Source organism: Virgibacillus sp. MG-45 (assembly GCF_036409425.1).
In the GTDB taxonomy this organism is placed as follows: domain Bacteria; phylum Bacillota; class Bacilli; order Bacillales; family Amphibacillaceae; genus LDC-1.
In genome coordinates, this window is the sequence record NZ_JAXOFU010000003.1 from 102,570 (window position 1) to 124,788 (window position 22,219).

At 36.6% G+C, this 22,219-nt stretch carries 18 protein-coding genes; 2 read left to right on the plus strand and 16 right to left on the minus strand.

Features of this window, described 5'->3' with window-relative positions; genetic code table 11:
- Positions 1–219: 219 nt before the first annotated feature.
- Positions 220–1,677, plus strand: a complete 1,458-nt coding sequence (betB, locus tag SPK86_RS04590; RefSeq protein WP_330948810.1) for a betaine-aldehyde dehydrogenase — start codon at positions 220–222, stop codon at positions 1,675–1,677.
- A gap of 263 nt (positions 1,678–1,940) precedes the next feature.
- Positions 1,941–3,626 carry a choline dehydrogenase gene (gene betA / locus SPK86_RS04595; protein ID WP_330948749.1) on the plus strand — a complete coding sequence of 562 codons (1,686 nt, stop codon included), beginning with the start codon at positions 1,941–1,943 and terminating at the stop codon, positions 3,624–3,626.
- Between the two features lie 217 nt (positions 3,627–3,843).
- Here betA and SPK86_RS04600 read toward each other — a convergent pair whose 3' ends face one another.
- From SPK86_RS04600 to SPK86_RS04675, 16 genes are all read right to left on the minus strand, one after another.
- Positions 3,844–4,746, minus strand: a complete 903-nt coding sequence (locus SPK86_RS04600; RefSeq protein ID WP_330948750.1) for a DMT family transporter — start codon at positions 4,744–4,746, stop codon at positions 3,844–3,846.
- Complete coding sequence (gene rbsK, locus SPK86_RS04605) at positions 4,746–5,639, minus strand: ribokinase (RefSeq protein WP_330948751.1); 894 nt, start codon at positions 5,637–5,639, stop codon at positions 4,746–4,748. Before rbsK ends, SPK86_RS04600 begins: the two co-directional genes overlap by 1 nt.
- Positions 5,636–6,463 carry an energy-coupling factor ABC transporter ATP-binding protein gene (locus tag SPK86_RS04610; RefSeq protein ID WP_330948752.1) on the minus strand — a complete coding sequence of 276 codons (828 nt, stop codon included), beginning with the start codon at positions 6,461–6,463 and terminating at the stop codon, positions 5,636–5,638. The genes rbsK and SPK86_RS04610 overlap by 4 nt, the downstream gene beginning before the upstream one ends.
- Complete coding sequence (locus SPK86_RS04615; RefSeq protein ID WP_330948753.1) at positions 6,463–7,317, minus strand: energy-coupling factor ABC transporter ATP-binding protein; 855 nt, start codon at positions 7,315–7,317, stop codon at positions 6,463–6,465. The genes SPK86_RS04610 and SPK86_RS04615 overlap by 1 nt, the downstream gene beginning before the upstream one ends.
- Complete coding sequence (locus tag SPK86_RS04620; RefSeq protein ID WP_330948754.1) at positions 7,314–8,057, minus strand: energy-coupling factor transporter transmembrane component T family protein; 744 nt, start codon at positions 8,055–8,057, stop codon at positions 7,314–7,316. The genes SPK86_RS04615 and SPK86_RS04620 overlap by 4 nt, the downstream gene beginning before the upstream one ends.
- Before the next feature lie 147 nt (positions 8,058–8,204).
- Positions 8,205–8,831 carry an ECF transporter S component gene (locus SPK86_RS04625; protein WP_330948755.1) on the minus strand — a complete coding sequence of 209 codons (627 nt, stop codon included), beginning with the start codon at positions 8,829–8,831 and terminating at the stop codon, positions 8,205–8,207.
- Positions 8,815–9,801: a nucleoside hydrolase gene (locus SPK86_RS04630; protein ID WP_284140485.1), complete on the minus strand. Its 987-nt coding sequence runs from the start codon at positions 9,799–9,801 to the stop codon at positions 8,815–8,817. The genes SPK86_RS04625 and SPK86_RS04630 overlap by 17 nt, the downstream gene beginning before the upstream one ends.
- Before the next feature lie 378 nt (positions 9,802–10,179).
- Positions 10,180–11,205, minus strand: a complete 1,026-nt coding sequence (locus tag SPK86_RS04635) for a LacI family DNA-binding transcriptional regulator (RefSeq protein WP_330948756.1) — start codon at positions 11,203–11,205, stop codon at positions 10,180–10,182.
- Positions 11,206–11,638: 433 nt separating this feature from the next.
- A complete protein-coding gene (locus SPK86_RS04640; RefSeq protein WP_330948811.1) occupies positions 11,639–12,076 on the minus strand; it encodes a MarR family winged helix-turn-helix transcriptional regulator in 438 nt (145 codons plus the stop codon).
- 156 nt (positions 12,077–12,232) lie between these two features.
- Positions 12,233–13,924: a dihydrolipoyl dehydrogenase gene (gene lpdA, locus SPK86_RS04645; RefSeq protein WP_330948757.1), complete on the minus strand. Its 1,692-nt coding sequence runs from the start codon at positions 13,922–13,924 to the stop codon at positions 12,233–12,235.
- A gap of 55 nt (positions 13,925–13,979) precedes the next feature.
- A complete protein-coding gene (locus tag SPK86_RS04650) occupies positions 13,980–14,420 on the minus strand; it encodes an OsmC family protein (protein ID WP_330948758.1) in 441 nt (146 codons plus the stop codon).
- 560 nt (positions 14,421–14,980) lie between these two features.
- The gene (locus SPK86_RS04655; protein ID WP_057989110.1) at positions 14,981–15,736 is read right to left on the minus strand and encodes a hypothetical protein; all 756 of its coding nucleotides are present in this window, start codon (positions 15,734–15,736) and stop codon (positions 14,981–14,983) included.
- Complete coding sequence (locus tag SPK86_RS04660) at positions 15,729–16,886, minus strand: hypothetical protein (protein WP_057989112.1); 1,158 nt, start codon at positions 16,884–16,886, stop codon at positions 15,729–15,731. The genes SPK86_RS04655 and SPK86_RS04660 overlap by 8 nt, the downstream gene beginning before the upstream one ends.
- A gap of 376 nt (positions 16,887–17,262) precedes the next feature.
- Complete coding sequence (locus SPK86_RS04665; RefSeq protein ID WP_330948759.1) at positions 17,263–19,044, minus strand: HNH endonuclease; 1,782 nt, start codon at positions 19,042–19,044, stop codon at positions 17,263–17,265.
- Positions 19,045–19,145: 101 nt separating this feature from the next.
- Positions 19,146–21,056, minus strand: a complete 1,911-nt coding sequence (locus tag SPK86_RS04670; protein WP_330948760.1) for an ATP-binding protein — start codon at positions 21,054–21,056, stop codon at positions 19,146–19,148.
- Complete coding sequence (locus SPK86_RS04675) at positions 21,053–22,204, minus strand: SIR2 family protein (protein ID WP_330948761.1); 1,152 nt, start codon at positions 22,202–22,204, stop codon at positions 21,053–21,055. The genes SPK86_RS04670 and SPK86_RS04675 overlap by 4 nt, the downstream gene beginning before the upstream one ends.
- Positions 22,205–22,219: the final 15 nt, after the last annotated feature.

Here is a 22,219-nt window from a genome sequence, read left to right on the forward strand (position 1 = left end):
TTTATAATTTTTCAGGATAAAAAAATAAGTCCTGCAAACGTATTCCTTAGGAATTCATTCGTTATATTCAGCTTCATTGGTTAGTAACTAGACTCTTTCTGCTTTTATTTGACACGTTAATTAAACTATTGTTACGATTGTTATATTAATAATGTTTAATTTTTATTTAACAAATTTAACAATAAACATTAAAGGAGTGTTGTTGTGAAATTACAGAAAATGTATATAAATGGTGAATGGCTAGATGCCAAATCTGGAGAAACACGGGATATCATTAACCCATATAATCAAAAAGTTATTGCACGTGCTGTAGAAGGAAATGCAGAAGATGCGCGAGCAGCCATTCAAGCTGCAAGAGTGGCATTTGATGAAGGTAGCTGGAGCACATTACCTGCCAGCGAACGCGGGGAGCTCGTATACAAAATAGGTACATTAATCCGGCGGGATCTGGAGGAATTAGCTGAACTGGAAACATTGGATACAGGTAAAACTGTCGAAGAGAGCCGTGCAGATATGGCCGACATTGCGAATGTTTTCTTTTATTTTGGTGGACTGGCAGATAAAGACGGCGGAGAAGTTATTGCCTCACCAATACCAAACAGTGAAAGCAAGGTCGTTCGTGAGCCTGTCGGTGTTTGTGGTCAAATCACCCCATGGAATTACCCTTTACTCCAAGCCGCATGGAAGCTCGCTCCGGCTTTGGCCGCTGGTAACACCCTTGTGATGAAGCCGAGTGAGATTACTCCATTAACTACCGTGAAAGTCTTTGAACTAATGGAAGAGGTTGGTATACCAAAAGGTGTTGCCAACTTAGTACTTGGTTCCGGAAAATCTGTCGGCGCGGAATTAGCTTCTAATCATGATGTCGATTTAATTTCATTCACCGGTGGCATTGAAACAGGGAAATCAATCATGCAGGCGGCGAGTCATAATGTAAAAAAAATCGCCCTCGAGCTTGGTGGAAAGAATCCGAATATCGTCTTTGCCGATGCTGATTTTGAGACAGCTGTTGACCAGGCGTTAAATGCAGTATTTTTTCATGCAGGACAGGTTTGCTCTGCGGGGTCACGGCTTTTAGTTGAAGAAATCATCCATGATGAATTTGTTGAAGCTCTAATTGAACGAACAAAACAAATCAAATTGGGTAATGGCTTTGATGAAAGTACACAAAGCGGGCCAATGATTTCGGCAGAACACCGTGCGAAAGTGGAAAACTATGTAGAAATAGGCAAAAAAGAAGGTGCCAAACTCGCTGTTGGCGGGAAACGCCCAGATGACCCTGAATTGCAAAACGGTTTCTTCTACTTACCTACCATATTTACAAACTGCAGAAGCGATATGCGGATTGTCCAAGAAGAGGTATTCGGACCAGTATTAACAGTAGAAACATTCCAGACCAAAGAAGAAGCTGTCAAATTAGCGAATGATACGATTTATGGTTTGGCTGGTGCTGTATGGACGCAGGATTTGAATAAGGCAGAATTTGTTGCCGCACGGTTACGAATGGGCACCGTTTGGATCAATGATTTCCATCCTTATTTTGCCCAAGCACCATGGGGTGGTTATAAACAATCAGGCATTGGACGGGAGCTTGGACGGGAAGGCATCGAGGAGTATACCGAAGTAAAACACATTTTTCGCAACAAGCAACCTGAACCTGTTAAATGGTTTAACTAAGATTTTGATAGATTAATAGCTCTAAGTCCTCTTACTTAGGAAGGTTTAGAGCTATATGGCGTATTTCCGCTATAGTCTTGGCGGATTCCCAAAAAGAAAAGCTGTGCCTTGATTTACAAGGTAAAAACATCATGGTCCATTGCTTGTGTACAAATTGTTAAAATAATTTTTAATAAATAAAATAAACTTAATAAAATATGATTGGAAGATATCGTTTGCCAGATTGCTGATTTCTATTAACTATCTTCAAGGAGGTATTTCACATGAATCAAACTTATGATTACGTAATTGTCGGCGGTGGAAGTGCAGGTTCTGTACTCGGCAACCGCCTAAGTGCAGATAAGAGTAAGACTGTGCTTGTTTTGGAAGCGGGGCGCAATGATTACTTTTGGGATTTATTTATTCAAATGCCTGCAGCATTAATGTTCCCATCAGGCAATCGTTTTTATGACTGGATCTATTCTACAGATCCTGAGCCCTATATGGATGGGCGTCGTGTCGCACATGCTAGAGGCAAGGTGCTTGGAGGATCAAGCTCGATCAATGGCATGATCTATCAACGCGGGAACCCGATGGACTACGAGAAATGGGGATCTGAACCAGGGATGGAAAATTGGGATTTCGCCCATTGTCTTCCGTATTTCAAGCGATTGGAAACAACCTTTGGAGCCGATTCTACGGATGAGTATCGCGGGCATCATGGTCCAATAAAATTAAAGCGTGGACCTGCGACAAATCCTTTATTCCAGGCCTTTTTCGATGCGGGTGTGGAAGCTGGTTATGCAAGAACACCCGATGTAAACGGTTTTCGGCAAGAAGGCTTTGGCCCATTTGACAGTCAAGTGCATAATGGCAGACGAGTTTCTGCATCACGGGCATATTTACGACCAGCGATGCGTCGCAAAAACCTTACTGTAGAAACACGAGCTTTTGTTACAAGTATCAATTTTGAGGGTACCAAAGCGCAAGGGGTAACATATCAAAGGAATGGAAAAACCTATCATGTTAACGCAGGGGAAGTAATTCTTTCTGGTGGTGCCTTTAACACGCCGCAACTTTTACAATTGTCTGGTGTAGGGGACGCAGAGCATTTACGCTCACTTGGTATCGATCCGATTCTACACTTACCAGGAGTAGGGGAAAACTTAGAGGATCATCTCGAGGTATATATCCAGCACGCATGTCCACAGCCCGTTTCCATGCAGCCAAGTTTAAATAAAGCTAAAATGCCTTGGATCGGCTTGCAATGGTTACTTGGTCGTACTGGACCAGCAGCATCGAATCATTTTGAAGGTGGCGCATTCGTCCGTTCCAATGAGGAAGTTGATTATCCAAATCTAATGTTCCACTTCCTACCGCTAGCTGTCCGATACGATGGGCAAAAAGCCGATACAAAACACGGATTCCAGGTACATGTCGGACCAATGTACTCCAACTCGAGAGGAAGCGTGAAAATCCGATCACGTAATCCTTTTGAGCATCCAAGTATCGTGTGTAACTATTTATCTACCGAAGAGGATCGACGCGAGTGGGTTGAAGCAATACGGGTCACACGGGACATCCTTTCTCAACCCGCTTTGAAACCTTACACCACTGGTGAGATTTCGCCTGGTCCTTCTGTCCAAACAGATGAAGAAATTCTGGAGTGGGTGAAGAAAGACGGGGAAACGGCACTTCATCCATCATGCACAGCTAAAATGGGGCCCGCCTCCGACCCAATGGCTGTCGTTGATCCAAATACCATGAAAGTTCATGGCCTGGACAATGTACGGGTAGTGGATGCATCTGCCATGCCAACTACAACCAATGGAAATATCCATGCTCCGGTATTGATGCTGGCAGAAAAAGCAGCAGATATTATTCTTGGACGCGAACCGATGAAGCCGGAGTATAAAGATTATTACCGTCATGGTGTCCATCCCGCAGAAGCCGGGACGGTTGGGAAATAAATTATCGATAGGTTTTTAGGAAAAATGAAAAAAGACCGTTCTCTATAACATGAACGGTCTTTTTTATTTGTAGAATTTGGATCCAGTTGGATAGGTGTATTTTAAAGAATATTCTTTACTTCCAATATGATAATACACTGTTCACCACCGCCTACCCTCTCCTGGATAATATTTACTTGGTTGCATGCAATTTTTATTATACAGGTGGTTATTCTATTTATCCTGCTTGCTGTTTTGCAGTCTTTACCTTCCCAATACCTTTCTTTGGCATACTCACCACAAAAAGGCTGGTGATGATTAGTGGTAATCCGATTCCGATGCCAAGATGGAACGGTTCATCTAAAATAAAGATTCCTAAGAAAATCGTAATAAACGGAATAATAAAGGTTGTTAATAAAGCGAATATCGGACTTGCTGAAATGACCAAATGATAAAACAAAACATAGCCTAAGCCCGATCCAAGACAGCCTAGAACAACCAAAGATGCGATCACCGGGAACGTATTTACATGCAAAATCGCCGCCGGCTGTTGAATTACACTAATAATCCCATTTAACAATGCTGCAACCCCAAGTGTCCACATCCCAAGCTGCAAGGCCGATATGGTCGGGAAATATTTCTTAACAAGAATAGAATTTAACGCATAACAGGATGTGGCGATTAACATAAGTATGGCATGCGCAATGGAAAATTCCGCATTTGTAGCTTGCCCTGAAAATAACAGCAACGATAATACAGCGAAAAATCCAATCAAAATACCTGCATACTGATTTCCTGTCGGTTTCTCACGCAATACCCATATGGACAATAACAGACCAAGCATTGGTGTAGTCGCATTTAAAATTCCAGCCACTCCTGTATCCAATGCTGTCAACGAAATGCTAACAATGGACCAGGGGATTGCTGCTCCAAGCGAAACGATGAATATGAACAATAGGTTTACGCGAAACTTCGTCTTATGCTTACTGCGCAACCAAAAAGGAAACAAGGCAACGAAACCGAACAGACACCGTAAAAAGACTACGGTTATCGGATCAAAATAAACTAACAGCTGCTTCGTCCACAAAAAGGAAGAGCCCCATAACAAACTCAAAACGAGTAATAAGAGAATCGCCTTCATTACTCACCCTTATATAAAGCTGTTGGAATTTTTACTTGTGCACCTTTTTGTGTGACGACATGTCCTGCAACCTTGGATGCATAGTCGATCGCTTTTCGTAAGCTATATTTTTTACATAGCCCAACAGTTAATGCGCCATTAAAGGCATCCCCTGCACCTGTTGTATCCAGAGCCTTTACCTTTGTTGCCGCTACCCAGCCACTTTCCTTGCCATCTGTAAAATAGGCGCCTTGTTCGCCTAAGGTTACAACAACACATGTAACACCTTGCTCTAGTAACGAGTCACATGCAGCAATGATGCTTTCCTTTGTGTTTATTTCCATTCCAGTTAAGGTGGCTAATTCCGTCTCATTGGGTGTTAATATGTCCACTTTTGCAAGCAGGCTGTTTGATAGCTTTTGAGCAGGCGCTGGATTTAAAATAACAGGAACATTATTTTCTGCAGCAAGCTCTATTCCCGCAACAACTGATTCTAAAGGAATCTCAAGCTGCATGACGACCGCATCTGCATCAACGATCGCATCCTTGGCCTCCTTCACTGAATCTGGTGTGACATGATAATTCGCACCATTCATTAAAACAATCGCATTTTCTCCTGTTTCACTTACTTGAATAAGCGCATTTCCGGTAACTCCCGCTTCACTAACATGTTGCGTAGAAATATGGTAGTCACGTAAATTCGTTAACGCCCTTTTACCGAAATCATCCTGACCAACACAACCAACAAAGTCAACCTGTGCTCCTAATTGAGACATCGTAACAGCTTGGTTAGCGCCCTTCCCGCCAAAGGAAGTTTGATAGCCTGTACTATGAATTGTTTCACCCGGTTTTACAATATAGGGAACATCATATACGACATCTATATTGATACTCCCAATAACCGTCATCTTCATTGCGCTTTTCCCCCTAATAACAACTGTTGCTTTAAATAATCTACTAATTCCGCCTTATGCAATACTCCATTTGGCAATCCTATTAAAGAAGCCATTCGCGCAACCGCTGGGGGCTTTAGCATACTTTCTTCTAAAACATCATGCTGATAAAAAATATTAGCAGCTTTGTCGTTCGCGATTATGCGGCGATTCGCCATTACGATGATTCGTTCAAAGTGCTCTGTAACAAATTCCATGTCATGTGTAATTGTAATAACCGTTTTTCCTAGCTTTTCTAATTCGGCGAGCAACGTACCTAGCAGTTCGAGTCCAATTTTATCCTGCCCTGCTGTCGGTTCATCTAAAATAATGATATCTGAATCCATCGCAATAACAGATGCAATGGTGACAAACTTTCGCGTTGAATAAGGCATGTTATACGGGTTTTCCTCTGCATATTCAGAAATTCCACAAAGCTCCATTGCCCAATTCGTAATTTCTTCCGTCTTTTCCTCATCAAAGCCCATATTCTTTGGTCCGAAGCGCACTTCACTCATCACTTCATTATGAAAAATTTGATCATCTGGATTTTGGAAAACATAGCCTACTTTACTCGATATTTGTGCCGTTGTTTTCGTTTTTGTATCCCATTCACCAACTAACACTTGTCCACTCGTTGGTTTTAATAGTCCGTTCATTAGTTTTACAGCTGTTGTTTTTCCAGCACCATTTTGTCCAATAATCGCAACCCTTTGACCACTAGGGATTTCCAATGATAAATTTTCGACCGCATTTGTGCCATCTGGATACGTAAAACTAACATCTTGTAAATGTAGCTTTGTCATTATTCATTCCCCCCATCATTCTCAAAACAGGTCGTAATCTCTGAATCCCGAATAGGTAGGAAGTTTAGCTTTACACCTTGCTTTTGCAGCTCCAATGCTACCTCTGTCACATGTGGGTATTGAATATTAGCTGTGTTAAAAATCTCGCTTTCCAACACTTCTCGGGTCGGCCCCTGCATCAGAACCTCTCCCTTATCTAACACTATTAATTCATCGGAATACTCCGCAACCAAATCCATTTTATGCTCTACAAGAATAATTGTTTTGCCTCTTTCTTTCATTAATCGAATGATCTCAAATACATGCTCCGTTCCAATTGGATCTAATTGGGAAGACGGCTCATCGATTACTAAAATGTCCGGATCCATGACGATAATAGAAGCTAATGCAACACGTTGGCGCTGTCCGCCTGATAATTCAAAGGGATTTTTTTCACGCAAATGCTGAATTTTAACGAGCGATAACACCTCTTCCACTCGTTTATATATGTCCTCTTCGGCAACCCCGAGATTCTCTAAGCCATATGCTACTTCATCAAACACGGTATCTTTCACACCGGAAATTTGAATGAATGGATTTTGAAAGACAAAGCCGATTTTTTCCCCAAGCTGACCTAGCTGATATTCGCTCATATCGGTACCACCGAGCTTAATCGTCCCTTCCAAATCTCCTTTATGGAAATGGGGAATAAATCCGCGCAAAATATTACAAAGCGTTGTTTTACCAGAGCCATTGTTGCCAACGATCGAAACAAAGCTGCCTTTTTTAATTTCCAGTGAAACATGCTTTAATATCCACTCTTCCCCAATCGGATAGCGGTAGGAAACATTGTCTAGTTGAATGATTGCTGTCATAGGAAAACCCTCCAAATAATGAGTCCGATTATAATGCCGACGTATACCCATGGAAGCACACGGTCAATGGGACGTTTTGTTAATTTATGCAGGCTTGTCTTTTTGCCAGGTGCTGAGAAAGCACGCGATTCTAGCGTAATTGCTCTTTCCTCTGTACTTGCAATCGAAGAAAGGATAAGTGGCGTTAACGTTGGGAAAAAGGCTTTTGCACGAACAATTAAAGACCCCTCTGTCTCTACTCCACGCGTTTTTTGCGCCTCCATGATTGTATTTGATTGACGACGCATTTCCGGAATGATTTGTAAGGTGGAAAGTACGATATAAGCGCCAGTTGGTGGCATGCCAATATCCTCGAGTGCTTTCACAAAGTCCTTAATTTCTACAATCCTAAAAAATAAAATAAACGCTGAACCTATCGCTAAAATACGGGAGGTTAAAGAAAGACCTTGTAATAAGCCTTCATTCGTTAGTTCAAAAATCCACCAAGAGCCAATGACATCCTCTCCTGGGTAAAAGAACAATTGCATTAAGAAGACAATTGCCAAAAGAATGATTAACGTTTTGAGAATAAATGATATAAATGACTTTGCAACCTTCGCCATAGCAGCGATCACAATTAATACTGGAAACCAAGCATATGCAAATAGATAATTTGGCACAATAATGACTGATACGGTAATAAAGATTGCAAAGTAGAATTTTGTTAACGGGTGAAGCGATAAAATTGGATTTTGATTCATGGTGTAGCTCCTTTCAAAAGTGGAGTATGTTCACACAACTCCAAATAGTTTTATGAAATAATAGATAACACCCCACACTTAAGCGGTATTCTCCTTAAGTGCGGGGCATTGCTATCTCTTGAATATGCCCTTTTTCAAGTAAAAAGATTAGGATGCGTGATCCGTTTTTTTGCTCTTTGTGTTTCTCTTTTTCATATATAAATGACCATATTTCATTTTTGATAAATAGCGATCGGAAATACTCTTTACAACAAAGTAAACTAATAATACAGAAACGACCTTATCCGCTATTTCAGTAATGATTGCTGAAGAAAAAACCGCTCCCCAAATATTTTGCCCCATTGCTAAGAATGTTGCTGTAATTGCTGAGGACGTATTACCAGTTGCTCCCCCAAAGAAAATAACCGTAATTGGCGAAGAAACAACAACCGCAATTGCTGTAATTACAAGGCCTGAAACAATCGTTTTATACACATTACTTAGCATTCCATACTTGGATAATAGACCTGCTCCAACCCCAATAGCCATGGAAGTAACAACATATGGAAAATAAACCGGATTAAAAATTGCTGTAATCGAATTCGTAATAAGTGCTGCTACTAGCGCAACCCAAGGTCCTGCGATAACCCCAATTAAGATCGTACCAATCGTATCTAGAAAAATTGGTAGCCTTAAAATTTGTGCCACCTGAAAGCCAACAAAGTTAACTGCGATACCGATAGGAATAAGTAAAATTGCTAATAAATTAAAATCTGCCTTAATTTTTTTCAACATGTAAATTTCCTCCTTTAATTAATTGTTCTGCTTTTTGAATTGCATCAATAAACATAGCCACAAATCGCTCACGATCGACCGTATGAAGCACATGAACATTCTTTGCATAAGGCAAGGACTGTGTATAATCCACCATCGTTGTGCCCCTCGTTAGTTCACTGGTTGTTTCAATTGCTACATAACAATCATCCCCTTGAAACAGCTTTGGTTCGACAACATACCCAACCGCACATAAGTCATGTAACCGAACGTTCGTATCGTAATTCTCTTCATGAAAAGCAGTTTGTGTTGCTGCCTTTGTATAAAAGGTCATTAACTCGACGAGTCTTTCCGTTAGTTCTGTCCCTATATCGCCAATGCGTTTCAGGTCATCCTCATCTAAAAATGCTTTATGCGTGACGTCCAAGCCACTCATGACAATCGGAATACCGGAACGGAAGACAATATCAGCAGCATGTGGATCAACATACACATTAAATTCTGCTGTAGGTGTCATGTTTCCTCCCACTGCTGCTCCACCCATGAAGGAGATAGAGCGAATATTATCTTTTACTTCTGGATGTGCTAACAGGAGTGCGCCAATATTCGTTAAAGGACCTGTTGCAATGAGAACGATTGGCTCATCACTTGTCATTATCGTCTGATAAAGCGCATGGATAGCTGTACGGTTACTTTCTTCAAAGCTTGGTTCAGGAAAAATAACATCCCCTAATCCATTTTCACCGTGAACCTCCTCAGCAACTTCTAAATCAACGAAAAGTGGTTGCTCTAAACCTCTTGCCACTTCCACTTCTTGATTCATGTAAGTCAAAAAGCTTCTTGCATTATACGCCGTTTTATCTTGCGTTTGATTTCCCGCCTCTGTCGTAATTAAACGAATGTCTAATTCTGGTCGGACAAAGGCAAATAATAAAGCCATTACATCATCTATACCTGGATCACAATCAATTATTACTGGAATACGCTTCATTTAGTCATCACTCCTCTATGCTAGTTCTAGTCTCTCTTGCTGTATCTATATATTCACAAGCAATACCTGTGTTTAAGCGACGCACCATCTTGGATGTACAGCATGCTGGGCTCGTCCCAAACCGTGTCGTCACTTTTTCATTTATGCTCCATTACCGATTCGCATTCCTTCTTTCCTCCAGAACTCACTTAAGATAACACTTTTAGCTTTAATACTGAAATAGTATAACACATTATTTTTAAATGGTATGACATAAAAGTGAAATTTTATTGACATATAACAGAAAAATGTTGATTTATTACCACTTTCATCCTTTTATGGCTTAGACCTTCCACAATTTCACCTTGTGAAGCGATTAAGACGTGTGCATCAGCCCTATCAATCCTCAAGAGAAGGGCTTTGGATGAGGTTTTGGGTGCTATTTCTTACGACAAGTGTTGGTTCGTAAAACAATGATTCAACAGGTTCATTTCGTAATTTCTTAATGAGAAGCTTTACACTGTCCTTGCCAATTTGATATGTATTTTGCCGAATGGTAGAAAGCTTCGGATTCAAAGCCTCTCCAAATGGAATATCATCGAAGCCAATCACAGATAAATCATTCGGAATAGAAATATTTAATTCGAACGCTGCTCGATATACACCACAAGCCATTAGGTCGTTACCAGTAAAAATAGCGGTCACCTCATGTTCCGCAAGAAACCTTTTGGCCAGATCGTACGCATCCTCCATATGATAGTTTCCATTCAAGATGTAATGCGATGGAATCGAAATATCATGTTCATTCAATGCCTGCAGAAATCCTTTTAAGCGCTTGTTCGCGTTCGTAATGTCAGCAGGTCCTGTCATACAAGCAATTTTCCGATGCCCTAATTCAATTAAATGCTTACCCGCTAAATAACCTCCTTTGAAGTTATCCATGAACACCCCCGTGGCTGAATCGACATCAACTCCACGATCCACTAAAATATATGGAATTTGCGAATCCGTTAAGATCCTCTCGTTTCCACGCGTTAATTTGTTCATGCTTGCTAGTAAAATCCCATCAACCTGCTGTTCCTTTAACAGGTGAATGTACCGCTCTTCCTTGTTCGCCTGATCATCTGAATTACAAATAATTAAACTAAAGCCATTCTGAACCGCTTCATCCTCCGCACCTCGACATAATTCAGGGAAGAATGGATTTGAAATATTCGGAACAATTAGCCCGAGCATGTTTGACTTTTTCGTAATGAGGCCCCTAGCAAACTGGTTAGGACGGTAATTCATTTCTTTAACAACTTCTAAAATACGTTTTCTTGTTTCTTTCGACATCCCCTCTTCCTTGTTATTTAATACACGAGATACCGTTGATATCGAATATCCCGTTTCACGCGCGATGTCCTTTATCGTATACTTCGTCATGTTATCACCTAGTTTGAGAAAACGTTTTACGAAAACGTTTTCGTTTGAAATCATATTACTGTAAACGGTTACACATGTCAACAAAATTTTTTCATTATTTTGATGAGTTTTGAATTTAGTAGAGAAGTGATATATAACAGAGCACATTAAATGCAGATGTTAGATGGGAAATTAGAAAACCAAAAAGTAATTTCATATGAAACTAGCCACCTTACCAAGATTCAGGGGGAATCAAAGAATACTGTAAGAAAAAACTAATTACTTGGATAAGGGATCGGGAAAAAGAAATTCTAATACACCTTTAAATACCTGTGCTTCAAACGCTAGGGGAAAAATATTTCTGATTTTAGTGAAGTTGAAACAGCAAAGAGCACTTTAAGCTTGCTAAAAAAGAAGAGGCTTCACCTAAAGTTTAAACAGGGAAGCCTCTATCTTACTCTTTTATTGTATTCTTGGTCATAATCTCTAATACCTGCTTAAAGGTTTCAAGGTCCTTCTCAGGAATACCTTGAAGCGTGTTCCTTTTAAAATTCTCAGCAATAGGAAGTAATTCGTGATAAACCTTGATGCCTTTAGAACTTAACTGTAATTGTTTAATACGCTTATCCTCACTAGTTTCTGAGCGGTGTATAAGTCCGCCTAATTCCAATTTTTGAAGAAGCCTTACCACACTTGGTTCTTTGATAGCCATTTTATCTGCCAGTTCTTTCTGAGTAATAGAGTCATTATTGAAAATATAATACATCGTAATCCACTGGCTTCTTGTTATATGATAAGGCCTGAATTCATTGTCCAGGGCTTCTACTAATCGTTTCGAGCTCTTATTTGTAATAAAGGCAAGACAGTCATCCAAATTAAACAATGAAAGCACCAACCATTCTTAACTCATTCATTCAGAGTTATATTTCATTTCATCATTATAGCAAATTATTGGTGCGAATGCTGAGATACGCTTTAATTCAAATGAACGTTTCGATTACTTTATCCTACTTGCACTCGGTATTTATTGAGATTGAAATATGACTACTCACGCTTCGTGCAGTGCGCCAATACTTAAACCTAATGCTGCTTCGTGAATCACTTCAGCGGTCGTTGGATGCGCAAAAATAGTTTGTGTAATTTGCTGTTCAGTAAGCTTGTTTGAAATCGCAATCGTAAGGCTACTAATCAAAGAAGAAGCGTCTGGCCCTATGATAGACCCTCCTATAATCTTACCGGTTTGATTATCCTTAATGAGCTTAATGAAACCGGCTGGCTCATTCATTGTTAATGCCTTTCCGTTACTGGCAAAGGATACCTTACTCACACGATAATCGATTCCTCGCTCCTTACACTCATATTCTTGCAGACCGACGCTAGCAATTTCCGGAGACGTAAAAATAACATTCGGTACAGCTGTATAATCCATTTCCGATTGTTCTCCAAGTATTGTATCAATAGTATGAATACCTTGATGTGATGCTACATGGGCAAGCTGCATAATATTCGTGACATCACCAATTGCATAAATATGCTCCACATTCGTTCGCATCTGTTTGTCAACGGCAATCCCTTTCCCATGCGCCACTAACTGAACTCCTGCCTGATCAAGGTCCAAGCCATCTATATTCGGTTCACGGCCAATTGCAACAAGAACCTTTTCACTTACTAAAAGGTGTTCTCCACTGGCCGTCACATAGGTCACGATCGCTTCTCCATTATGAGCTCGTTGAATCTTAGAGACTTTAGCTCCGATATGAACATGGATACCCGCCTGCTTTGCTGCCTGTTCAAGCTCTTCCGTTATATCGCTGTCTAGCATGGTCAGAAGACGGTCCATAAATTCCACCACATGCACGTCAACGCCAAGGTTACGGTAAATAAATGCAAACTCCATACCGATGACGCCCCCACCGATGATCGTTATACTCTTTGGCAATTCTGTACTAGCTAAAGCCTCTGTGCTGTTCATGACAAACGGTAGATCAATACCGGGAATATTCACCTTAGAAATCTTTGAACCTGTCGCTATAATGATATCCTTGGCAGAAATTTGGTAATTATTTTTCCCCTTCACAAGAACCTTCTTTTCGGAAAGGAAGGATGCATCGCCATGGATGACCCGGATGTCGTTCTTCTCCATTAAGAAGGCAATACCAGATACGAGTTGATTTACTACCTCTTCCTTACGACGAATAATTTGCTTCATATTAACTTGGAGGCTTGTGTCTGATTCAATGCCAAACAAAGCGCCATTCTTTACGCTATGGCAAACCTCTGAAGATTTAACAAGGGACTTTGTAGGGATGCATCCTACATTTAAGCAAGTGCCCCCTAACGTCTTCTCTTTTTCAACTAATGTGACACGAAGCCCTTTCTTTGCTGCATAAATGGCAGCAACATATCCACCTGGTCCAGCACCAATAATGAGTAAATCAGCATCCACCTCATCCGTTGGCATCTCCTCATTTCGTGCTTGCTGACCCGCTTCAGCTTCAGTGCTGTTCGATTGGATTGGCTCCATTTCAAGCAGCACTTCATCCGAAGAAACTTCACTTCCTTCTTCAACGAGTATCTGACTGATGACGCCACTTTCTTCGGCAGTAATTTCGAGGTTTCCTTTACTAATCTCTACTTCCATTAAGGTATCACCAGCAGTTACCTGACTACCGAGAGAAACATGGATTTCTCCGACTATTCCAGTTTTCCCACCAGGAATCATTGACATTTTAACTTGCATCGTTATCCTCCTCAAATATTAAAAAAGGGGTTCTAGACCCCTTTTGGTTCATGAATTAATATCTAACTACTCCTGATTGTACTAATTTCACACCGTTTGCAAGACAATCACCTACCGGACATGTCTTCTCAATAAATGCTGCAAAAGCTTCTGCCTTTTCTTGGGATTCATTTGTTTTAAAATGCATTGTAAAGCGAATTTCCTGAAAACCAGTTCTTACATCTGCAAGTCCCATGAAACCATCCGGGTCTAAATCGCCTTCCAGTTCAACATGAAATTCTTCAAAAGTAAAATTGTGAGCTTGAGCGAATGCACTAGCAACAATGGACTGGCAAGCACCAAGCGCACATAGTACGATTTCAACAGGGTTCATTGCCTTATCCGTTCCACCCAAATCCTTTGGTTCATCTGCAATAATTTTGAAGCCTCTGGAATTACATTCGACTTGAAGACCTTCCGGTAATTTTTTCGTAACTGCCTTAAAAGTAGTCAACATTTTTATTCCTCCTAGAAAGTTTGTGAAATACTGAGCATATTAAAATCTTAGCACGGTTTTTCAATAACATCAATACTTAGCTAAGTAAGTTTTTTTATTTCCATAAGATTTTGTTATAAAAATGTCACTAACTCTTCGGTGGCTGATTTAGAAAAAGAGCAGAAACGCTCGCTTAAACACATACAACTTTGAAGTGAGGCGTATGTTTCAATAAATATTAAGACAGATTTCAGGGCGGAAAGTCTATCAGAATATTTTCCTCTTATTTATGATACGGTTCACCGTACCGGTTTGTAGGGTAAAATAAAAGAAAGACAGTAACTAGTACTACTTACGATTGCGTTTCTTATTTACAGCCATCTGATTTAACCAATTGTACCGTCTTTTTTACCACTTTTTCTCAAGAAGAAAAAAGCCTATTACCTTCTCCTTTTCGGCAAGGCATTAGGCTTTTGTTTTGGGAATTGTGACTGATTGTGGCAGAGTCTTAGGAAGATATAACAGAGATAACAGAGATAACATATAATGATAAATTAGTCTATATATATATATATCAATTATCACTCTCTATTTTTGTTAATTAAATCTCGTAATCGGTCTAAGGAATTATTTCTATCATTAACTGTAGTTGGGCTTTCATCTTCACTTTCTTCTTTAAAATGACTCTCACTAACTTGTTTAAGAATATTCTCTAATAAATCCTGCTGTTCTAATGACCTTTTAGCGTTTCTTCTCTTACTAAAGTTAAAAATAATTAAGATTAATGATAATAAAAGTATCAATGTTAACAAAGTATATAATATAGTCTTGTAAATTGTTTCTGACTGACTCTTTTCTCTTATAGTACTATTAGATACATCATCTGTATAAGAAACATCAAACTGCTTCTGTTCATTCTCTAGCCAGACTTTTATATCAATTGTTGAATTATGTGACAATCTATCAAGAGATAAAATTATTGTAGAATCAGATTCAATCTTCTTATTAGTTATTTTCTCAGTACTATTTATATCATTAAAATAAATCCTACCATCTAAGTTTAATTGAATTCTTAGATTCTTTGTTGATTTACCTTCGTTTTTAATCCTAATAATTCTAAGGGAACTACCTTTATTTAAATTATTGTCCTTAAATATTTTATTGTTGGCTATTTCCTCAGGAATAAATTCATTAATCAATTCTGTCTCTAGGACTAAATTTGCTTTATTAGAGAATACTTTGCTAATAATACTGTCACCAAATAATAAGGTTAGTAGAGCAATGATAAGCATTAAGTAAGGAATAATATCATTTAAAATATATTTCTTATCATTCAAAAATGCCTCCTCCTCGCTTTGAAGGCATCTCAAAAACAACTGATTCTTTGGGAACATATGAATTTTCAGTACAAAATTCAATATATTGTAATTCTCCATTTTTAGTAATATTGGATATTTTATTCCTTATACTCTTCATAGTTGCAATATCAACCTTTGGCAAGATGCTATCAGTGATAAGCATTCCCAATCCATTTTGGACTTCATTTCGGCAGAGAGTAATATGCAATGCCCACAATAGCAACACTCTTTGGCCAATTGACATATTTCTCATATTTTTTAATTCTATTACATGTTGCAAATCACTACCTACTAGACTATTAGTAATAGGAGATATTTCTTTTATAATTTTTAGGAAATAAGGATTTAGTTTAGATATTTCATTGTTTATGCTATCTTTAAAATTTCTTAGCTCTTTTTCATAAACCTCCTCGGCATTATGTAGTAATTTAGTTTTGTTCAAGTATTTATTTCTGAAAATCGAATACTCATCCTCTAATATCTTGGTTATTTCTTCTTGTTTTGTCACATATCTTGTTTTCAGGGTATTTTCTACAGATTCTTTGTATTGTTCAATAGTTTTTAAAGACTTTGTTTCAAATTTTAGTTCATTTTTTAAACTACTAATATCATTTTTTATTAATTTTAAGTAGTCCTCGTTATATCCTAATATTTTATAATAATTGTTTCCTCTGTTTAGATAAGTTTTACTCAGTTCAATTTCTGATAAGAATGACATTTTAATAATATCAATTGAAGAATGATCATTATTAATATTGTCATTGTTAAAATTTAATTCATTTTCAAAACTAATATTTAATAATTTAGCATATAGATCATTTAATTCATATGAATCAGCATTGACTATTACATTAATATCACCTTGAAATGTTATTTCATTTGAACCAAATTTTCTAGATATTTTGTATACTTCCCTACCAAATTGGCATTCAATATAAGGTTCAATTGCCGTGCTATAAATCTCCTCAGAATTAATATCTACCCGCTTCAAACCTAATACATATTGCATTATATTAAAAATTGTTGTTTTCCCAGTATTATTTTTCCCAATGATATAGTTCTGACCAGTATTGAAAAAAATCTGCAAATCTTCTCTTAGATATAATTTTTTTAAAATCATCTTATTCATCGGTTTCCCCCTCTATCTAACCTTTAAATTACTCAATAGATATTATTTTATTAATTACATCTTATCTAGAAGACTAGATAATGATCATCTTTTAATCTTAATAAAAGGCTTTACATGTCTGGTTACTATTGTATTGTTACAATCTTTTTTATCATAACCACAATAATTCTCTAATTAAAATAAATAATACTAATAGTAATTTTATAAATCAATGCAAAAATAAACTAGCAAAAATAGGTGAATTTCATCAACAATAAACATTAGATTATTGCCAATCTCCCGGAAGAATCAAGGTGGCAATAGACTGTATCCTAATGATACACTGTTTGTCACTCAATGGAAAACTGTGTCAACGTTGGTGCACTTCTACGCCGTATCATTTTGACCTAATACTATATACCTCAACTAATTTATTAGTATTATAATCATTGATCAGAGGTTCTAAATACTTTGTTAATAGTATAATTTCATCGGAATTCAATATATCCATTGAATATTCAGCCGCCGAAAAGACCGACCTTAGTAACATATCTAAAGTTCCACCAAAAACCTTACCTGATTTTTCATTTTTCTTGTTCCTATTTACTTGTGTTAGTAACTCATTTAAATTAGAAGTTTGTTTTATGTCTAATTTCGAACAAATATAACTAAAATTGGTATCGGAACTAATATTTAGTATATAAATTAATGCATCATAAATACCTTCAATTGCTTCCTTCTCTAGATATGTCTCTCTATTTACTGAATAATATAGTTGTAATGTGCTTACCAACTCCAAGAATTCATTAATTCCCGTTACTTTATTAACATTTAGATACCGTTTACTATCGCTATAATATAATTCATTGAATTTATTATTTTCTCTATACTCAACAAATGAGATTCCTTTTCTAGATCCTATTTTATTCCTCTTAAGAGAAACATCATATGTATACATTACTATTGGAATGAATTCAGTAGTTAACCATTTATATGCTTGTTCTACTGTCCAATAATCTCTTATCCCATAATTCTGATTATTTTCAACATCCCACCAAACTAACCACACTTCATCTGTTGTTTCCCAACTATCGTTAGACTCAGCTAAACTATGTATAAAGCAATGAAAACCTGAGTTGTACTGTGGAGTGGGTTGATTATTATAAACTTTAATCATATTCCTTCCCGATGCGTCAAATATATGCCATTTACCTTCTCCATGATAGTTATCATGTTCATCCGCAAATTTTAACATTAATTTCCACAAATTCTTATTTATTTTGATAAGCTTGTACTTTGTCAAATCATTACTTAATGGTAGAAATTCTTTACAAAATAGTACTTTCTCAATTTTCTCTATGGCAATTATATACTCGTCAATAAACCTATCAACTACTTCACAAAGATGCATTGTTTCATCCTTACTCAGATTGAACCTACAATTTCCTAATTGAATAATAAAATTGTCTTCGCTTAATTTATCAATTATATAAGGACGCATTAATAGATCTATTGGAGTTTTCTTCCCAATAAATAATGTTTGAAGGATATCAGTATGAGATAAATTTATACTCATACCACGAATATAAAAACTATTAAATGTAAATAAGCAGCTTCCCTCAGGTTCATGAAGTCTAGGTAGATGGCCATCTAACCTTACAGAAAAATGTTTTATTGAACGAACATTTGTGAAACTATCTTCGTATTTAACATATTCATCGCCATAGTCAGCAACAAAATTATTTACTTGATCTATATATTCCTCCAACTTTAATTCTCCAGTTTTAACAGCCATCCGCATTGTCTCTATTTTAAGAGCGTATTTTGATTCATCTAAGTATTTATTTATTTCTCTATTTACATCATTTATCTTATTCTTTGCTTTTCTCAACAGCTTTGCAGTAATTTCCTCTGGTGCTTCATAATAACTTTTTTCTCTATTACAATAGCCACATGCAGGTCTTAAATTGTATAAACTATTAATTTGAAAATCCTTTGGTAATTCATACTTTTTTAATACACCATAAAGCTCATAATGATTTTTCTCAAGACTTTCTGCAATAATATGGTCTATTTGAAGCTGTGTGTAATTTATAGGTTCTCCACAGATTGCACATTTCTTATTATATGCTTGCCAAATAGCATATCTAACTTCTGACTTTTGTTTTAGATTCTTCATTTTTCCTCCTAATTAAGTGTAGACAAAAAGGTCAGTAATCAACTTCTAATAAACCTGTTGATTGCTTAGTTGACTTTTTCATTTTACATTACCAATCGAATTTATAGATTTTCTCCCACTTCATTATCAAACCAGAGTACATCTAGTAAACTTGTTTCACTAGTAGGTTGAATGCTTTTTTCTAATACTGGTATTTGTACAGCTACTGGTATCTCAGTTGCCGTACCAGTAAAAATACAACCTCCTGGTGGAAGTATAGGAATCGAGTTGTACGATACATTGTCCAAAAAGGAGATTGTTTTACTCATTGTTTGTAAGTCATTATTATTTATCAATCTGTGTATAAACACATTATGTAATTGAGAAATAATTGTATTTGATATATCAGAAGGTCTTTGACTTGATATTGTTAAAAAAACCCCAAATTTTCGTCCCTCTTTTATTATCTCCTCAAATACTTCTAAACGATAGTCCTTCCAATTTTCACTTTCCCTAAAGGATTCTTCAGATAGTATGTTATGGGCCTCATCAATAATTAAATGCAATGTTTTTGAGGTTAAACTCTGAGCTTTGTGATTTTCATATATCTTTTTACATAAGAGTAATGGAATGATCTTTCTCATTTCTAAATTAACATCTCTTAATGAAATACTAATAATATCGTGAGTCGCAATATCCATAAAGTTACTTTCACTAATTTGAAAGATTTTTTTCAACTCATTTTTTCTTTTTTGAAATCTATGAATGATTGGTGATATATGATCAAATTGTGCAATATTATATAGGACGTCATCAGTTAGTCGAATCCCCAAAGCTGCTTCAAACAAATCAAAGTATCCAATCTCACCTTGAAAACCATTAATTAATGCATCTATTTTCTCTTTAAACTTTTTCACTTCTAATTCGGCATTTTCTGGCTTGTTTAGGTAAATCTTCCCGTTTTGGTGAATAGTATATTCAGAATCAAAACCACGAACACTCTCTCTGCATATATCACTTCCATGAGTAGAGTAATTTCTAAAGATTTCGGGGAACTGACTCTCATCTTCTATACTAAACAAATTCTTCACACAATTCTTTAACAGATTAAATGCATCAATTTCTTGCTTATTTATCCCTCCATTATTCAAGATAGTCTTATGCCTCCGTGATAGTATTTGAGAAAACCTCTCTAATGGTTCATTTGCAAGTTGTTTGGAATAATAATTTAATGCTCTTTTTATAAAAGGGGCTTGGGTTTTTTCTGTTGCTTGAAGAACTATCCTCCAGAATTCCTCGTCTAACCAACTTGCTTCGATACAAATCTGATCATTACTACTTCGAGTAGATAAAATAATATTTTTCTTGCTGCTTGATAGAGTTGTGTCATTTGAATATTCACCATTAAAATCAAGAATAATAAATTTACTTTTTCCTTGTATATTTATATTTGGTATGTTTAACAAATTGTGATATAACCTTACAAGTGTATTTGATTTACCGCTTCCTGTATTACCAAAAATTCCAATGTGAGATGCAAATAAATTTGTAACACTAGCTCTAACCTGAACATCTTCAAAAATAGCTTTGCCAATTAAAATTGACTTTTTACTTGTAAAATGAAAGATTTGATTTAATTCTTTTTCAGAAACAAGGTATGCCTCATTATACAGAAGGGGTAGTACTCTTATTCCTCTTTTAAAATTGCCATTTTCAAATGTTCCAACTACTGATAATTCTATAAACCTATCATATTGGTTTAAATGTTTTAATTTACTTGTATCGTTTACGTACCGTTTTTCCTTTATAAATTCCTTTTCTATTTTTCCTATAATATACAAAAAGTCTTTCTTTACCTTTACATAACTACCAATTCCTACATTTCGATATATCTCTCCCTTATAAAATAGACTTGTATTATTTTTTTGTTTATCCACCTTTACTACAATTGACCTTCCATTTATCTCTACTACCTCTCCTATCCTTGAAAAGGCGTTTTGGTCTAGAAAGTCTCTTGTCTCCTTTATAGTCATAAATACGCCCTTCTCTCTGATACCTGCGATAGTAAATGATATAGTATATTGATAAATAATGAAAAATCTATGTTAACTCTTGAATTTTCCTCCATATCCTTTTTAGCTAAAGTCAAATCATAATTTGCTGTTTCAGTACTTGTATGGGAATCTTCCTCATCCTCTAAACTCACTTCGTTAACTCTTACAACCTTTACATTAGGAAATGTATGAAAATAATCTAAGACTTTTTGTTCACCTCTATAACTAAATGGAAAAATATACAAGCTAAGATATGGGTTCCCTAATGCCCTCTGCGTAATTGACCTGATATGCTCATCTTCGAAGGAAAAACCAGAGCTTAGTAATACACTTTGTTCTCTTTCTAGTTCATTAGAATACAATCGTGATAAATCGTAGTATGTATGCTCCATAAGTGTACGGACAAACTTTTGCTTTGTTGGTAAAATAATTGGTATATTAGATTGATTTTTAATATATCCATTTTCTTCAATGTGTTCCTTAGAAAGAAGTGAACATTCTATATCATTACTAATTAATATAGAATCGGGATCACTTTCTAGTTTCCAATTTAAGGAACCATGAAGCTTAATAATATTAAAGCTCGGTTCCTCGTATTCGTATGAATATGAATCACTTAATCTATAAATCCTCCTTTGAAAGTTTTTGCTGCTAAATTGCCTTTTCAATACACCTACACCACCATCGTTGTACGGCATTTTTAGGCTTTCAGCGGCTATTTCAAGAAAGGGATCATAGTTTGTTGTGAATACATTAACCTTTTTAGGTAAAATGTTCGAACCTCTATGTAATATGAGTGAGTATACAGTATTTAAAAACTTTTCATAACGAACTTTCGTTTGGTGAATTTCATCTTCACTTGCATATTCATCTTTAATTAACCGATTACTAGGAATCATAGCTGATTTTATAAAGTTATTTAGTTCATCGGATATTTCTTCTAATAATCTGTCATCTTTTGAAACTGAATACTTCCTTACTTTATCTGTTATTTCAACTTCTACATCTCCTAAAGATGGAATAGCATGTAAAGAACAACCAGAACCTAACAAGAAGTTAATATTACTACTTTCAAAATAACTTTTTAAATCATCAAGTATATTACTTTTATTAAAAAGGTAACCCAAAAAATCCGCCTCCAT

Coding starts and splice junctions, on each gene's coding strand:
- SPK86_RS04610 (WP_330948752.1), bottom strand. CDS start 6,463: ATGACAAAGCTACATTTACAAGATGTTAGTTTTACGTATCCAGATGGC.
- SPK86_RS04620 (WP_330948754.1), bottom strand. CDS start 8,057: ATGAATCAAAATCCAATTTTATCGCTTCACCCGTTAACAAAATTCTAC.
- rbsK (WP_330948751.1), bottom strand. CDS start 5,639: ATGAAGATGACGGTTATTGGGAGTATCAATATAGATGTCGTATATGAT.
- betA (WP_330948749.1), top strand. CDS start 1,941: ATGAATCAAACTTATGATTACGTAATTGTCGGCGGTGGAAGTGCAGGT.
- SPK86_RS04660 (WP_057989112.1), bottom strand. CDS start 16,886: ATGAATAAGATGATTTTAAAAAAATTATATCTAAGAGAAGATTTGCAG.
- SPK86_RS04600 (WP_330948750.1), bottom strand. CDS start 4,746: ATGAAGGCGATTCTCTTATTACTCGTTTTGAGTTTGTTATGGGGCTCT.
- SPK86_RS04625 (WP_330948755.1), bottom strand. CDS start 8,831: ATGTTGAAAAAAATTAAGGCAGATTTTAATTTATTAGCAATTTTACTT.
- lpdA (WP_330948757.1), bottom strand. CDS start 13,924: ATGCAAGTTAAAATGTCAATGATTCCTGGTGGGAAAACTGGAATAGTC.
- SPK86_RS04630 (WP_284140485.1), bottom strand. CDS start 9,801: ATGAAGCGTATTCCAGTAATAATTGATTGTGATCCAGGTATAGATGAT.
- SPK86_RS04635 (WP_330948756.1), bottom strand. CDS start 11,205: ATGACGAAGTATACGATAAAGGACATCGCGCGTGAAACGGGATATTCG.
- SPK86_RS04665 (WP_330948759.1), bottom strand. CDS start 19,044: ATGAAGAATCTAAAACAAAAGTCAGAAGTTAGATATGCTATTTGGCAA.
- betB (WP_330948810.1), top strand. CDS start 220: ATGTATATAAATGGTGAATGGCTAGATGCCAAATCTGGAGAAACACGG.
- SPK86_RS04670 (WP_330948760.1), bottom strand. CDS start 21,056: ATGACTATAAAGGAGACAAGAGACTTTCTAGACCAAAACGCCTTTTCA.
- SPK86_RS04615 (WP_330948753.1), bottom strand. CDS start 7,317: ATGACAGCAATCATTCAACTAGACAATGTTTCCTACCGCTATCCGATT.
- SPK86_RS04650 (WP_330948758.1), bottom strand. CDS start 14,420: ATGTTGACTACTTTTAAGGCAGTTACGAAAAAATTACCGGAAGGTCTT.